Origin of the sequence: Blastococcus tunisiensis, assembly GCF_900112815.1 — a bacterium.
GTDB lineage: Bacteria > Actinomycetota > Actinomycetes > Mycobacteriales > Geodermatophilaceae > Blastococcus_B > Blastococcus_B tunisiensis.
The window spans coordinates 201,923-215,967 of the sequence record NZ_FOND01000009.1; the positions used below are offsets into that span (position 1 = coordinate 201,923).

Consider the following 14,045-nt stretch of genomic DNA (forward strand, 5'->3'; position numbering starts at 1 on the left):
GCGGCGAGTCCGGCAGCGGAGGAGTGCGCACGACGATGACCAGTCTGCAGATGCGGGCGGTGGCGGCGGTGGTGCGCCTGACCCGCAAGCGGGGCATGGCGACGGCCGCCGCCGGCCGCCGACGGGTGGCGGCGCCGAAGGGCCCGTCCGGACCCCCTGCGGCGCTGCGCCGGCGGCACGCGGTGACCACCCGGCGGATCGGCGGCTTCGACTGCACCACCGTGGCCCCGCGGGACCGGGCTGCCGGACGTGCCGCCGTCTACCTGCACGGCGGGGCGTACATCAGCGAGATCTCACCGCAGCACTGGACGCTGGTCTCCCGCCTGGCCGACGCCGGCGTCCGCGTGGAGGTGCCCAGCTATGGCCTCGCCCCCGAGCACACCTACCGGGACGCCTATCCGTTCCTCACCGAGGTGTACCGGCAGCTGCTGGCCGACGTGGACGCCGGCGCGACCACCGTGCTGGGTGACTCCGCCGGCGGCGGACTGGCGCTCGGGCTCGCGCAGACCCTGGACGGTGCGGGGCTGCCGCGGCCCGGCCGGCTGGTCCTGGTGGCGCCCTGGCTGGACCTGACCATGAGCAACCCCGGCATCCCCGCGGTGGAGGCGCGCGACCCGTGGCTGAGCAGGGCGGGCCTGCACGAGGCGGCGGCGGCGTGGGCCGGTGGCGACGACCCGACCGACTCCCGGCTCAGCCCGATCAACGGGTCCCTCGCCGGCCTGCCGCCGACGGACCTCTACGTCGGCAGCCGGGACATCTGCCTGCCCGACGCCCTGCTGCTGCGCGACCGCGCGGCGGCCGAGGGTGCCACGCTCCGCCTCGTGGTGTGCGAGGGCGCGGTGCACGTCTACCCGCTGGTCCCGGCACCCGAGGGCCGGGCGGCGGCGCGGGAGATCGTCGCGTCGGTCGCCGGGACGGCGCAGCGGTCTACAGGCGCCGGTCCCGCCAGGTGAGGGTGCCGCGGCGGCGGCCGACGACCGACCGGGCCACCAGCGCGTCGAACACCACGATCGACACCGGGTGCGCCAGGGCGTCCGGCCAGACCCGGCCGCCGGTCGCCACGGCGGCCACGGCGCGACCGGCCGCGCCGGCCAGCCAGCCGACCAGCCCCGCCCGGGAGCCGGCGAGCGCGGCGGCGGGCGGCACCACCCAGACGGCGGTGAGACCGATCGCCGCCGCGACGCTCGCGGCGGAGCGGCCCCCGACCGCCGCCCACAGCGACTTGGCGTAGCCGTCCCGCAGGGCCGGCCACCCGTCGTACATGCGGCAGGCGGCCAGTCGCGACCCGTCGATCGGGACGCCCCGCCCCCCGGACCGCTTGACCGCGCGCAGCAGCGCGATGTCCTCCAGCACCTCGCCGCGGACGGCCGCATGGCCGCCCGCCCGCTCGTACCCGCGCCGGCCGAGCACGAGGAACTGGCCGTTCGCCGCGGCGAGCGACGGCCGGCCGGAGCGCTCGGCCAGGCGCAGCGGCAGCGTGGTCAGCCAGAGCCACGGGGCCAGCGGCTGGACCAGCCGCTCGGCCGGGCCGTGCGCCAGCGGGCGCGGCCAGGGCGACACCAGGTCCAGGCCGTGCCGCTCCAGCACCGCGACGGCGCCGGCGACCGCGTCGGGGAAGAGCCGGACGTCGGCGTCGACGAAGACCAGCACCCCGTCGCCCCCGTCGGCGGAGGCGGCCGCTCCGGTGGCGCAGGCGTGCGGCTTGCCCAGCCAGCCGGGCGGGGGTGGGGCCGCCCGGACCAGCCGGACCCGCGGATCGGGCACCGAGCCGACGACGGCCGCCGTCCCGTCCGTGGAGCCGTCGTCGACCACGACCACCCGGAGGTCGGGCACACCCCGCTGGTCCAGCAGGGCCGTCAGGCAGCCGCCGATCTGGTCCTCCTCGTCCCGGGCCGGGACCACCACCGTGACCGGACGGCGCACCGGCGGCGGGTCCACCGGGGGACGGCGGAGCAGCAGCACGTTGAGCACCGCGTGCAGCGCCCCGAGCACCGAGAGGCCGGCCAGGACACGCACCGCCCGCCCGGTCACCCGGTGCCCGCGCCGGCCCGGCGGTGCTGCACGGCGAGCACGACCAGCACCGGGACGGCGAGCGCCGCTCCCCACGCCGCCGAGCCCGGGAGCCCGAGCCAGCCCGCGTGCGCCAGCGCACCGCCGAGGGTCATCCAGCCGAGCACCAGCAGCGGCGCCGCGTTCCCGATCCGGGGAGCGTCGGGCACGGCGGTGCGGGTGACCAGCACGTCGAGCACGGTCATGAGCACGGCGCCCGCGACGAGCCAGCCCGCCAGGTTGGTCAGCGGGACCGTGTCGATCCCCGGCAGCCCGGGCGAGGGCGAGGCCCACGTCCAGTACCCCGCCTGCACCATCTGCGGGTCGAGGACGACGTCCCAGGCGGCGAAGACCGCGGCGGCCCACGCGACGCGCACGAACCGTCGCCGCGTCGGACGCGTCGTCCGGGCGAGGTGCCCACCCAGCAGCCAGCTCGGCCACGCCATCATCAGCCAGGCCAGCGGGACCAGGAACGGCACGCCCAGCAGGGTCGGGCCGAGCACGTCGGCGTAGTCGTAGCTGCCGTACGGGAAGCCCGTGGCCAGGCCGACCGACTCGAAGGCGACGGCGGCGGCGACGACGAGCGCCAGCACGCCGGCCGCCGTCCGGGCACCCCGGCTGAGCCCGGCGTGCGCCACCGAGAGCACCGAACCCAGGACGACGATCGCCCAGCTCACCACGTCGCGGGCGGAGCCGGAGCTCAGCGGGTAGGCGATGGCGGTGAGCACCAGCGCCCCGGCGACGAGCAGCGGGAGCAGCTCGCGGGCGGTCGGCCGCCAGGCCCGGGCGTGCGCGGTGAGCGCCGTGCTCACGACGGCGCCCGCCGCAGCCTGGCCACCGTGCGGCGCAGCGTCCGGCCGGCCGCGGCCCGGGCGCGCGGGAGCCCACGGCGATCGGCAAGGAGGACGCGCGCCGACGTCCGTCCGGAGTTGCCGGAGACGCCGCCGCCGGGGTGCGTGGAGGCGCCGGCCAGGTAGAGGCCCGGCAGCCCCGGGACGGTGTAGCCCGACAGCGCGGGGGTCGGGCGGAAGGCGAACATGCTGGCCAGGCCCATCTCCACGTGCATGACGTTGCCACGGAGCAGGGACAGTTCCTGCTCGAGCCGCAGCGGGGTCTGGATGTAGAGCTCCTGCACCGAGGCCGCGAAGCCGGGCGCGTAGCGGTCGACCGCGGCCACCAGGCGCTGCGCCTCGGCCTCGGCCAGGGCGTCCCAGTCGGCGCCGTCGGCGAGCTCGTAGGGGTACCACTGCCCCCAGATCGTGACGACGTGCTGCCCGGGCGGGGCGAGGGTGTCGTCGCTGGCCGAGAAGCACATGGCCAGGGGGACCGGGGAGCGCGGGAGCCGGCCGGCCGACCAGTCGCCGTGCGCCGAGGCCAGCTCCGCGCGGTCGGTGCACAGCAGCTGGAGCCCCTGGAGAGCCTGCTCGGGGGCGACGCCGGGGTAGCTCGGGGGCGCGTCGGTGAGCGCGCGCACCACGAGCCCGAAGCCGTTGCCCAGCGGTGGGTCGGCGTCGGCCAGCGCCGGGGGAGCGGCGGCCCCCGCCAGCCGCCGCGTCGCGTCCACGTGGCAGGCCGCCACGACGGCGTCGGCGCGCACCCGCCGTCCACCGGTCGTCCGGACCCCGGTGACCCGCCGGCCGCCCGCGCCGTCGTCCTCCGTGAGCAGCTCCGCGGCGCCGTCACCGAGCACCACCCGCCCGCCGTCGGACTCCAGGCGGCGGCGCAGCGCCGCGGTCAGCCCGCCGGAGCCACCGACCGGATGCCCGGGCGGGACGTCGTGGAGCAGGGCGGACCAGGCGACCATCGCCGCCGTGCCGGGCTCGGACATGGGCGGCCCGGACTGGGCGCCGAACCAGGCCAGCGCCGCCTTGAGCCGTTCGCTGCCGAACCAGCGGTCCAGCAGCGCGTCGCCGGAGCCGAGGAAGTCCACGGCGAGCTCGCCCCCGGGCGTGCGCGGCCGGCCGTCCGCGGGGGCCCCGAGCGGCCAGAAGGACCGGAGCAGCCCGGCGGGGTTCGGCCGACGACGGAAGGACGCGGCCACCGCACGGCTGCGCGGCCCCCAGACCTCGACGAAGCGCCGGTAGGCCGCGGCGTCCTCGGGACCGCAGGCGTCGGCGATGGACGCGCAGGTCGCGTCGAGGTCGACGGAGAAGACCAGCGGCCGCCCGTCGGGCCCGTCGGTGCCGGGGGACGGCGCGGGCGCGAACCCCCAGGGGTCGCAGTCGATGTAGCGCAGGCCGTGCCGGGCCAGGTCCAGCTCCTCGACGATGCCGCTCTGCCGGATGATCACGTGCGCGCTGGAGCCGCGGTCGACCAGGACGCCGGGCCAGCGCTCGACGGTCGAGACGGCGCCGCCGAGGACCGCGTCGGACTCGACGACCTCGACCGACAGGCCCGCGCGCGCCAGGTAGCAGGCGGCGACGAGGCCGTTGTGGCCGGAGCCGATCACCGCGACGTCGACCCGGACGTCGACGCGGGCGTCGGGGGAAGGGGTGCTCACGCTCAGGTGTTCGCCCGGTCCCCGGCGTCCGGATGCAGCGGCCGGAGCGGGAGCCGGGCGCCGAGGATGGCGAACGGCCGGGCGTCGCCGGGGAAGTGGTAGCCGCGCGCCAGGTCCACGAAGCCGTCGGCGTGGTAGAGCCGGAACGCCTTGGTGTCGGCGTCCGGGGTGGAGAGCAGGGCTGCGGGCTGGGGGATGCCGGCGACGAGGGCGTGCAGCAGCCGGCGGCCCAGCCCGCGGCTCTGGGAGTCGGGGTGGACGTGCAGCTCGCAGACCTCGAAGGCGTCGGGCAGCCACTTCTTCGCCGTCCGCCGGTCGAGTGCGGCGCGCACCTGGTCGTGCCACCACTGGCCGGGGGCGACGACGTAGCCGTAGCCGAAGCCGACGAGCTGCTCGCCCTCCGACGTCTGGGCGAAGGCGCCGACGGCCCGGAACCCCGGGCGCTCGGTGTGCTGGATCGCGTAGCCGTAGCGGCCGGCGACGACGCCGGAGTCGTAACCCATCGCCAGCCCGTAGATGGTGAGCGCCTCGTGCATGTGCTCGCGCAGCCACGGCGTCGGCAGCTCGACGATGCGCGTGGCCGGACGGGTGTCGGTCATCGTGCGGTCGCCCCCGGGCTCTGCAGGACCTCGGCGGCCGGACCGGCGCCCACCTCGGCCGCCGTGCCGCCGGTGAGGCGGAGCAGCTCGTCGTAGGTCGTGGGGAAGACGGTGTGCGGGTGTCCCGCGGCGGCCCAGACCCTCTCGTGGCGGGCCAGCTCGACGTCGACGAGCGTGCCGATCGGCTCGGGATGGCCGATCGGGGCGACGCCACCGATCGCCTGACCGGTGTGCCGGCGGACGAACTCCGGGGTGGCGCGGCCGATCCGGGGGACGCCGAGCAGGCCGGCGACCGTGGTCTCGTCGACCCGGTGGGCGCCGCTGGTCAGCACCAGCAGCGGGTTGCCGTCGACGTCGAACACGAGGCTGTTGGCGATCGCGCCGACGGGGACGCCGAGCTGCGCGGCGGCCGTGGCGGCGGTGCGTGCGCTGTCGGGCAGGGAGCGCACCTCGCCGGCCGCACCGGCGGCGCGCAGGAGGCGGGCGACCTCGGCGACCCGGGGATGGTCCGTCGGGGTCGGGGGAGGCGGCATGGCCTGATCCTGCCACCGGCCCGGAACCCGCGCCGCCGTGGTCGCTGCGGCCGGAGGGGCGACACGGCGGGTCCGGTCTTGACGGCCGGGGGCGGGTCCGGTCTACTGGAGTGCGTTCGAACAGGCGTTCGAACAGCGTCGCTCCTCCATCGCTCCGCGGTCCTTCCCCGCCGGGAGCGGTGGCCGGGAGCGGCGCGGATGGTCAGAGGTGGGGAGGCTGTCATGAGCCGGGTGCTCGGTGAGGTCGTCGGACGGGCCGGCGAGGAGGTCCAGGTCGAGCGCGGTCCGCTGGGCCCGGCGCAGTTCTGGCGGGGGCAGTCCCGCTACCTCGTGGGTGAGCTGCTGGATTCCTGGGTCGAGACCGCTCCGTGGTGGCGCCGGGATGCCGCCGGCGCCGGCGCCTCCGCCGAGCTGGTCGCCACCCAGGAGGTGTGGCGGGTCGAGGCGGTGCGGGCCGGGCGGTCGCGCACCAGCTTCGCCGGGGTCTACGACCTCACCTGGGACGCGGCGGGCAACCGCTGGTGGCTCGTGCGGGTGCACGACTGATGGCCGCCCTCCGAGCCATGCCCCAGGTGCCGGCCACCCAGTTGCCCCTGCCCCCGGCGCTGCCGGCCGCGGCCACCCAGCTGCTCGACCAGGCCCACCGTGCGCTGCGCGAGGCGACCGAGCACACCGATCCGCGCCAGCGGTACGCCACCGCGCACCTGGGTGCGCTGCGGGCGGCGGCGGGAGTGCTGGCCGCCCGTACCCGGCCCGAACCCGCCCGCCGTCGTCCGCGCAGTGCCTGGGTGCTGCTCGGGCAGGTCGCGCCCGAGCTGGGGGAGTGGGCCACCTTCTTCGCCGCCGGGGCCGCCAAGCGGGCGGCCGCCGAGGCCGGGCTCTCCCGGGCGGTGACCGAGCGGGAGGCCGACGACCTCGTGCGTGACGTCGGCGCCTTCCTCGCCGTCGTGGAGAACGTCCTCGCCGCTCCTGCTCCTGCCGCACCGGCACCGTCCCGATCGCCCTTCACCCGCCCGCGGGGGGCCGGCGGGCCCGGTTCCAGGCCCGGGAAGTGAGCGACCGCGATCCCTTCGTCCACCTGCACGTCGCCTCCGGCTACTCGATGCGGTACGGGGCCAACCACCCCGCCGACCTCGTGGCCCGCGCCGCCGAGCACGGCATGCCGGCGCTGGCGCTCACCGACCGCGACGGGCTGTACGGCGCGGTGAAGTTCGCGCTGGCCTGCCGGTCGGCGGGGGTGCGGCCGATCTTCGGGGTGGACCTCGCCGTCGCCCCTGCCCTCGGCGCCACGGTCCCGCCGCCGCTGGCGCACGCCCTCGGTGGGAACGCGTCCGGAGCCCGGTCGCCCCGGTTGCGGACGCCGTCCGCGCCGCCCCGCCGCAGTCCCGCGCGCGGTGGGGCGAGCGTCGACCCGCGGCTGCCGCGGGTCACCTTCCTCGCCCGGGACGGCGCCGGCTGGCGGTCGCTGTGCCGGCTGACCAGCGCCACCCACCTGCGCGGCACCCGCGGGGAGCCGGTCAGCTCCTTGGCCGCGGCCGCGGAGCACGCGAACGGGCTGATCGCCGTGCTGGGCCCGGACTCGGCGGTCGGCCGCGCGCTGCTGTCGGGCCGGGCCGACCACGCGGCGGCCCACCTCGACGCCTGGCGGGCGGCCTTCGGCGCGGGCCGGCTGGTGCTCGAACTGGTCCACCACCGGGGCCGGGGCGACCGCGTGCGGGCGCAGACGATGCTGCGGTTCGCCGCCGAGCAGGGCGTGCCGGTGGTGCTCAGCAACGCCGTCCGGTACGTGGACGCGCTCGACGCACCGACCGCCGACGTGCTCGACGCCGCCCGCCGCCTCGTCCCGCTCGACGCGCGGCACGTCGACCGGCGCACGGCCGAGGGGTACCTCAAGTCGGGCAAGGAGATGGCCGCGGTCGCCGAGGACCTGGTGGGGCCCGACCGGGACGCCGCCCTGCGGCTGCTCGAGGGCACCGCACGGCTGGCCGAGCAGTGCGTCGTCGACGTCCGCGAGGACCTCGGCATCGGCAGCGTCCGCTATCCGGAGCTGGACGTCGTCACGACGGCCGCGGAACGGGGGATGGGTCCCTCGCAGGTGCTGCGGGCGCGGTGCGAGGCCGGGATGGGCCGGCGCGGGCTGGCGCCGTCGGAGCGGGTCCGGCAGCGGCTGGACGAGGAGCTGGCGGTGATCGACTCCCTCGGCTACCCGTCCTACTTCCTCACCGTCGCCGACGTGGTCGACCTCATCAAGAGCTTGAGGGTTCGTGCCGCGGCGCGCGGCTCGGGCGCCGGCAGCCTGGTCACCTACCTGCTCGGCATCTCCGACGTCGACCCGCTGCGCTACGGCCTGCTGATGGAGCGCTTCCTGTCCCCGTTGCGCCACCAGTTGCCCGACATCGACATCGACGTGGAGTCCGCCCGGCGCATGGAGGTCTACGACGCGGTTCTCGACCGCTTCGGCGCCGACCGGGTCAGCTGCATCTCGATGATGGACACCTACCGGGTCCGGCACGCCATCCGCGACGTCGGGGCGGCTCTCGGCCTCCCCCCGGCCGAGATCGACGCCGTCGCCAAGGCCTTCCCGCACATCCGGGCCAACCAGGTGCACGCCGCGCTCAAGGACCTCCCGGAGCTGCGCGCCAGCCGGCTGGGCTCGAAGCGCACCGGCGGCTCCGGCGACCTGGACCTGATGTTCGACCTCGTCTCCCGGCTGGACGGGCTGCCCCGGCACATCGCGCTGCACCCGTGCGGGGTGCTGCTGTCCGACGCCACGCTGCTGGACCGGACCCCGGTGGAGAACAGCTACCTGGGTTATCCGATGAGCCAGTTCGACAAGGACGACGTCGAGGAGCTGGGCCTGCTCAAGCTGGACCTGCTGGGCATCCGGATGCAGTCGGCCATCGCCCATGCGCTGGACGAGGTGGTCCGGGTCGACGGCGAGAGCGTCGACATCGACGCCGTCCCGCGCGACGACCCGACGACGTTCGAGCTGATCCGCAGCACCCGGACCCTCGGCATGTTCCAGATCGAGTCGCCGGGGCAGCGGGAGCTGGTCGGCAAGTTCGGTCCGCAGACGTTCGAGGACCTCATCATCGACATCTCGCTGTTCCGGCCCGGGCCGGTGAAGAGCGACATGGTCACCCCGTTCCTCATGGCGCGGAACGGCTGGCGGGACGCGGTCTACCCGCACCCCGACCTGGCCTTCGCCCTCGAGGAGACCGCCGGGGTGGTGGTCTTCCACGAGCAGGTGCTGCAGGTGGTGGCACGGATGACCGGCTGCACGCTGGCCGAGGCCGACGAGGTGCGCCGGGCGCTGGGGGAGAAGGACGCCCATCCCGAGGTGCGGGCCTGGTTCGTGCCCCGGGCGCTGGACGCCGGCTATCCGGTGGCGGTCGCCGAGCAGGTCTGGACGGTGCTGGCGGCCTTCGGCTCCTTCGGCTTCTGCAAGGCGCACGCGGCGGCGTTCGCGCTGCCCACCTACCAGTCGGCCTGGTTGAAGACCCACCACCCGGCGGCCTTCCTCGCCGGGGTGCTCACCCACGACCCGGGCATGTACCCGAAGCGGCTGATCCTCGACGACGCCCGTAACTTCGGGATCCGGGTGCTGGGCCTCGACGTCAACGCGTCCACCGGCACCTACCGGGTGGAGCGGATCGCGGAGGACCCTGAGGGTCGACCAGAGGTCCAGGGTTGGTCCCGGCCGGAGTGGATGCCGGGGGACATGCGCGACCCGTCCCGCTACGGGATCCGGCTCGCGCTGGCCGACGTGAAGGGCATCTCCGACGACGAGGTGGACCGGATCGTCACCGGGCAGCCCTATCGGTCACTGACGGATTTCTGGCACCGCGCGTCGGTGTCGCGGCCCGTGGTGGAGCGGCTGGTGCTCGCCGGTGGCTTCGACTCCCTCTACGGCTTCGGGGTGCGCGACCGCGAGGCCGGCCGGCCCACCTCCCGCCGGAACCAGGTGACCCGGCGGGACCTGCTGCTGCAGATCGGCGAGCTGGACCGGTGGAGTCGCAGCGGCGCGCGGGCGAGCTCCAGCGGCCAGCTGAGCCTGGACCTGATGGGGCTGGAACTGCCCGAGGATGCGGATCAGGAGGGGACCGGGCCGGAGGAGGCCGGACTCGGCTGGGCCGAGGGCAGCGGGTTGCCGGAGTTCACCGACGCCGAGCTGGTGCGCGCCGAGCTGGAGGTCCTGGGGCTGGACGCCAGCCGGCACGTCGTCGACTTCTACCGGCCGTTCCTGTCCGCCCTCGGTGCGGTCCCGGCGGGGGAGCTGCTGGGCTGCCGCAGCGGGGCGGAGGTGCTGGTCGCCGGCGTCAAGGTGGCCACCCAGACCCCGCCCATCCGCTCCGGGCGACGGGTGGTGTTCGTGACCCTGGACGACGGGACCGGCTGCACCGACTCGACGTTCTTCGAGGACGCGCAGGGGCCCTACGCGGCCACTGTCTTCCATTCCTGGCTGCTGGTCATCCGGGGGGTGCTGCGCCGCACCGGTCCGCGCGGGGTGTCGCTCCGGGCCACCGGGGCGTGGGAGCTGCCGGCGCTGCACGAGGCGTGGGAGGCCGAGGGGCCGGACGGGGTGCGGGAGCTCATGGCGGAACCGGGTGGGTTCACCGAGCAGGCGATCGCGGGAGCGGCGGCCTCGCACGGGCCGCGACCGGTCGTGGTCCGGCCGGTGCTGGTGCACCCGACGGGCTTCCGGATGTCGCCCTACGCCGACATCAAGCCCGCCGGCACGGACGCGAAGGCCGCCGCGAGACGCGCGGCGTCCGGGCCGCCACGGAAGCTCTGGCACTCCAGCCCGGGCAGCTCCGGCCACTGACCCCGGCGGAGCAGCTCACGACCCGACGGCCGTCGACCGGGCACGCCCGGCGCGGAGCGCCAGTGCCTGGGCGGCGGCGGTGACCGCGGCGGCCGCGACGAGGACGAGGAGTCGCACCGGCCACGGTTCGCTCCAGCCGACCGTGGCCACCCCCACGAAGAGGAGGACGGCGATGGTGGCGTCGGAGACGTACCGCTCCCGCGGCGGGAGCGACTCCGAGACGTGCCACATGCGCAGCGGGACCAGTGGCGACCGGGCGGCCCGGCGGACCTGCACGACGGCGACCAGCGCACCGGCCGCCACGAGGACCAGCCCGACCAGGACTCCCATGCGCGGAGGCTAGCGCCCGCCGGCATGAACCGGAACCAGGCGTTCCGCGAGCCGCCCGGCCCGGTACCGGGCAGGCGATCAGCCCTCGGTGTCCTCGCTGTCGAGGCCCTCGTCGACCTCTTGCTCGACGTCGTCGACACCTTCCTCGATGTTCTGCTCCACGCCGTCGTCGACGACGTCCTCCCCGCAGGCGACCGTCGTCAGCGATGCGGCGGCGATGGCGAAAGCGGCGGCGGTGGAGCGGAGCAGGCGGGGGCGGGTGGACCTGGGCATGGGAGCTCCTCGATCGACGGGTGCTGACCCACACCCCGTGCCCGTGGACGGCAGGGCGGTAAACGACCGCCCGGGCCCGATCCGGCGTGCACCGATGAGATCGCACCGTCGGCGGGGTCCTCCCTGCGACCGGATCCACCGGAGACGAGAGGACCAGCCATGCCTCAGCAGATCCCCTGCCTGTGGTTCGACGGCACCGCCCAGCAGGCGGCCGAGCACTACACCTCGATCTTCCCGAACTCGAGCATCGGCGACGTCACCCGCTACGGCCCCGACATGCCGCCCCCGATGAAGGAGGGCGACGTCATGACCGTGGAGTTCACCCTCGACGGGCAGCCCTACACCGCCCTCAACGGCGGGCCGCAGTTCCCGTTCAGCGAGGCGATCTCCTTCCAGATCATGTGCGCCGACCAGGAGGAGGCCGACCACTACTGGACCCGGCTGACCGAGGGTGGCCAGGAGAGCCAGTGCGGCTGGCTCAAGGACCGGTTCGGCGTCTCCTGGCAGGTGGTTCCCACGGAGCTGACCGGCCTGCTCAGCGACCCCGACCCCGGCCGGGCCCAGCGGGCCACCCAGGCCATGCTGCAGATGCGCCGGCTCGATCTCGCCGAGATCCGGCGGGCCGCCGACGACGTGCCCGGCTGACGCGCGGCCTGTGGCCCGGGCGGGCCGCCACTAGGCTCCCTGGGGTGCCGACGACCCCTGCGACCGAGCAGCTGCCCGCCCGGACCGCCGCCGTGTGGGCCGCGCTCGACCCGGTGATCGGTGCGGGTACGCCGCTCCGCGTGCTCGACGTCGGCGGCGGCAGCGGCATGTTCGCCGTCCCGCTGGCCCGGCTCGGCCACGACGTCACCGTCGTCGACCCGAGCGCGGACGCCCTCGCCACGCTGCGGCGGCGGGCCGACACCGCGGGGGTCGGCGCGCGCGTGCACGGCCTCCAGGGCGACGGCGACCTGCTGCACGAGGTGCTGCCCGCCGGGGACGACACCGCCACCGGCTACGACCTGGCGCTGTGCCACTACGTGCTGGAGGTGGTCGACGACCCGGCCGTCACCCTCCGGGAGATCGCCCGCGCGCTGCGGCCGGGCGGGCAGGTGAGCGTCGCCACGAGCAACCGGGCCGGTGCCGTCCTCGCGCGGGCCGTGGCCGGCCACCCGGTGGAGGCGCTCGCCCTCGTGGAGGACCGCGACCCGGCCCCGGGCCGGACGAAGCCCGAGCGACGCCGGTTCACCCCCGACGGGCTGCTCGCCCTCGTCGAGGCGGCGGATCTCACCCCCGGCGCGTGGCGCGGCGTCTCCGTCGTCGCGGACCTGCTGGAGGCGAGCACCGGCGCCGACCCGCTGGCCGTCCGCGCCCTCGAGGTGGCGCTGGCCGAGACCTCGCCCTACCGGGACGTCGCCACCGGCCTGCACGTCCTGGCCGCCCGGCCGTGATGCCTCCGGACCTCGCGGTACCCCCGTACGGCGCAGCGTCCCTGGCCGACGTCCTCCCCGGCGTGGCGACGGCCCTCGGCGTCCCGGTCGAGCGGGGCGACCTCGCCGCCGACCCGCTGGACCTGACCGGCGCCCTGGGTGGCGCCCGCCGGGTCGCCGTCCTCCTGGTCGACGGCCTCGGTGCCGACCTGGTCCGGGCCCACGCCGGGCTGGCCCCGACCCTCGCCGCGCTCAGCAGCCCGGCCGGGGACCTGTCCGCCCCCTGCCCGAGCACCACCCCGGTCAGCCTGGCGACCCTCGGCACCGGGCTCCCGCCGGGCAGCCACGGCATCCTCGGCTTCGTCACCGCCGTCCCCGGCGAGGACCGGACGCTGAACCACGTCCAGTGGGGCGACGACCCCGACCCGGACGTCTGGCAGGCGCGGCGCACCGTGTTCCAGCAGGCTGCCGCGGCCGGCGTCCCGGCCACCGCCGTCGGGCCCTACGCCTACACCGGCTCCGGCCTCACCCGCGCGGTCTACCGGGGGGCCACCTACACCGGTGCGGTCAGCCACGGCGACCTCTGCGCCCTGCTGCTCGGGTCGCTGGCCGCCACACCCCGGGCCCTGGTCTACGGCTACATCCCCGAGCTCGACCTCACCGGCCACGTCCGCGGTGTCGGGTCGGCGGCGTGGCGGGCGCAGCTGGCCTTCGTCGACCGCGTCGTCGAGGAGCTCGTGGCCGGGTTGCCCGAGGACGCCGCGCTGGTCGTCACCGCCGACCACGGGATGCTCGACGTCCCCGACGACACCCGGTTCGACCTGGACGAGGAGGCCGGGCTGGCCGACGGCGTCCGGCTCCTGGCCGGCGAGCCGCGGGCCCGCTACGTGCACGCCGAGGCGGGCGCCGAGGACGACGTGCTGCAGGCATGGCGCGAGACGCTGGGGGAGCGGGCCTGGGTGGTCGGGCGTGCCGAGGCCGTCGCCTCCGGGGTCTTCGGACCGGTGGACGACGCCCTCGCCGCGAGGATCGGCGACGTCGTCGCCCTGGCCCGCGGCACCTGGGCGCTCACGACGCCGCAGCGGGAACCGGGCCCCAGCTCGCTCATCGGCTACCACGGCTCGCTGACCGCCACCGAGCTCGCCGTCCCGTTGCTCACCGCACGGGGGCGTGCCCTGGGCTGATATGTAGTCCCTCGCTGTCAAGAGGGCAGGGCGAGGCGCCGCCGGGGCTGGGTGCTCTGGCGGCGCCTCGCTTTTGTGCTGGCTCGGATCGGCGGTGCGACGGGGTGAGCGTGTCGGTGCGACGCGCGGTCGATGCTGATATTCGCGGGTTGGTTCCGCAGGACGGCGTTCGGCGGGGGCGCTTCGGCGTGTCTGAGGTCGAGCGTCACGCTCGTCGAACCGTACTGGTGGGTCGGCGTCGTGGCTCACAGCCCAATCGCCGGTTCGGCCCCTCGCGCTGCTGCCCGTCGGTGCCCGATACGAGCCAGGTCTGTGATGGGTCGGCTTGCTCCTGCTCCTG

General features: G+C 76.1%; 14 protein-coding genes. 7 read left to right on the forward strand and 7 right to left on the reverse strand.

Features of this window, described 5'->3' with window-relative positions:
• Window positions 1-35 precede the first annotated feature (35 nt).
• Window positions 36-953 (forward strand): alpha/beta hydrolase fold domain-containing protein, encoded by a 918-nt coding sequence (locus BM142_RS13385; protein WP_092199524.1) that lies wholly within the window; start codon window positions 36-38, stop codon window positions 951-953.
• Here BM142_RS13385 and BM142_RS13390 read toward each other — a convergent pair.
• The 5 genes from BM142_RS13390 to BM142_RS13410 are packed head-to-tail and all read right to left on the reverse strand — an operon-like array spanning window position 928 to window position 5,681.
• Entirely contained in the window at window positions 928-2,031 is a 1,104-nt protein-coding gene (locus BM142_RS13390; protein WP_092199394.1) for a glycosyltransferase family 2 protein, read from the reverse strand. The two genes, BM142_RS13385 and BM142_RS13390, sit on opposite strands and share 26 nt — an antisense overlap.
• Window positions 2,028-2,861: a carotenoid biosynthesis protein gene (locus tag BM142_RS13395; RefSeq protein ID WP_092199397.1), complete on the reverse strand. Its 834-nt coding sequence runs from the start codon at window positions 2,859-2,861 to the stop codon at window positions 2,028-2,030. The genes BM142_RS13390 and BM142_RS13395 overlap by 4 nt, the downstream gene beginning before the upstream one ends.
• Complete coding sequence (locus BM142_RS13400; protein ID WP_092199400.1) at window positions 2,858-4,549, reverse strand: phytoene desaturase family protein; 1,692 nt, start codon at window positions 4,547-4,549, stop codon at window positions 2,858-2,860. The genes BM142_RS13395 and BM142_RS13400 overlap by 4 nt, the downstream gene beginning before the upstream one ends.
• A gap of 2 nt (window positions 4,550-4,551) precedes the next feature.
• Complete coding sequence (locus BM142_RS13405) at window positions 4,552-5,148, reverse strand: GNAT family N-acetyltransferase (RefSeq protein WP_092199403.1); 597 nt, start codon at window positions 5,146-5,148, stop codon at window positions 4,552-4,554.
• Window positions 5,145-5,681 (reverse strand): YbaK/EbsC family protein, encoded by a 537-nt coding sequence (locus BM142_RS13410; protein ID WP_092199406.1) that lies wholly within the window; start codon window positions 5,679-5,681, stop codon window positions 5,145-5,147. Before BM142_RS13410 ends, BM142_RS13405 begins: the two co-directional genes overlap by 4 nt.
• A 222-nt stretch (window positions 5,682-5,903) precedes the next feature.
• Here BM142_RS13410 and BM142_RS13415 point away from each other — a divergent pair, with 222 nt between their 5' ends.
• The 3 genes from BM142_RS13415 to BM142_RS13425 are packed head-to-tail and all read left to right on the forward strand — an operon-like array spanning window position 5,904 to window position 10,506.
• Window positions 5,904-6,227, forward strand: coding sequence for a DUF6504 family protein (locus tag BM142_RS13415; RefSeq protein WP_092199409.1), 324 nt, complete (start codon window positions 5,904-5,906; stop codon window positions 6,225-6,227).
• On the forward strand, window positions 6,227-6,736 hold the full coding sequence (locus BM142_RS13420) for an SAV_6107 family HEPN domain-containing protein (RefSeq protein ID WP_092199412.1): 510 nt from the start codon (window positions 6,227-6,229) through the stop codon (window positions 6,734-6,736). The genes BM142_RS13415 and BM142_RS13420 overlap by 1 nt, the downstream gene beginning before the upstream one ends.
• Entirely contained in the window at window positions 6,733-10,506 is a 3,774-nt protein-coding gene (locus BM142_RS13425) for a DNA polymerase III subunit alpha (protein ID WP_254790890.1), read from the forward strand. The genes BM142_RS13420 and BM142_RS13425 overlap by 4 nt, the downstream gene beginning before the upstream one ends.
• A 15-nt stretch (window positions 10,507-10,521) precedes the next feature.
• On the opposite strand, the gene BM142_RS13430 is transcribed toward BM142_RS13425, so the two are convergent.
• Together BM142_RS13430 and BM142_RS13435 are read right to left on the reverse strand one after the other, a co-directional pair.
• On the reverse strand, window positions 10,522-10,836 hold the full coding sequence (locus tag BM142_RS13430) for a hypothetical protein (protein WP_092199415.1): 315 nt from the start codon (window positions 10,834-10,836) through the stop codon (window positions 10,522-10,524).
• A 78-nt stretch (window positions 10,837-10,914) separates the two neighbouring features.
• Window positions 10,915-11,109 (reverse strand): hypothetical protein, encoded by a 195-nt coding sequence (locus BM142_RS13435; protein WP_092199418.1) that lies wholly within the window; start codon window positions 11,107-11,109, stop codon window positions 10,915-10,917.
• 159 nt (window positions 11,110-11,268) lie between these two features.
• Here BM142_RS13435 and BM142_RS13440 point away from each other — a divergent pair, with 159 nt between their 5' ends.
• The 3 genes from BM142_RS13440 to BM142_RS13450 are packed head-to-tail and all read left to right on the forward strand — an operon-like array spanning window position 11,269 to window position 13,705.
• Entirely contained in the window at window positions 11,269-11,754 is a 486-nt protein-coding gene (locus BM142_RS13440; protein ID WP_092199421.1) for a VOC family protein, read from the forward strand.
• Between the two features lie 44 nt (window positions 11,755-11,798).
• Window positions 11,799-12,542 carry a methyltransferase domain-containing protein gene (locus BM142_RS13445; RefSeq protein WP_092199425.1) on the forward strand — a complete coding sequence of 248 codons (744 nt, stop codon included), beginning with the start codon at window positions 11,799-11,801 and terminating at the stop codon, window positions 12,540-12,542.
• Complete coding sequence (locus BM142_RS13450) at window positions 12,542-13,705, forward strand: alkaline phosphatase family protein (RefSeq protein ID WP_092199530.1); 1,164 nt, start codon at window positions 12,542-12,544, stop codon at window positions 13,703-13,705. The genes BM142_RS13445 and BM142_RS13450 overlap by 1 nt, the downstream gene beginning before the upstream one ends.
• Window positions 13,706-14,045: the final 340 nt, after the last annotated feature.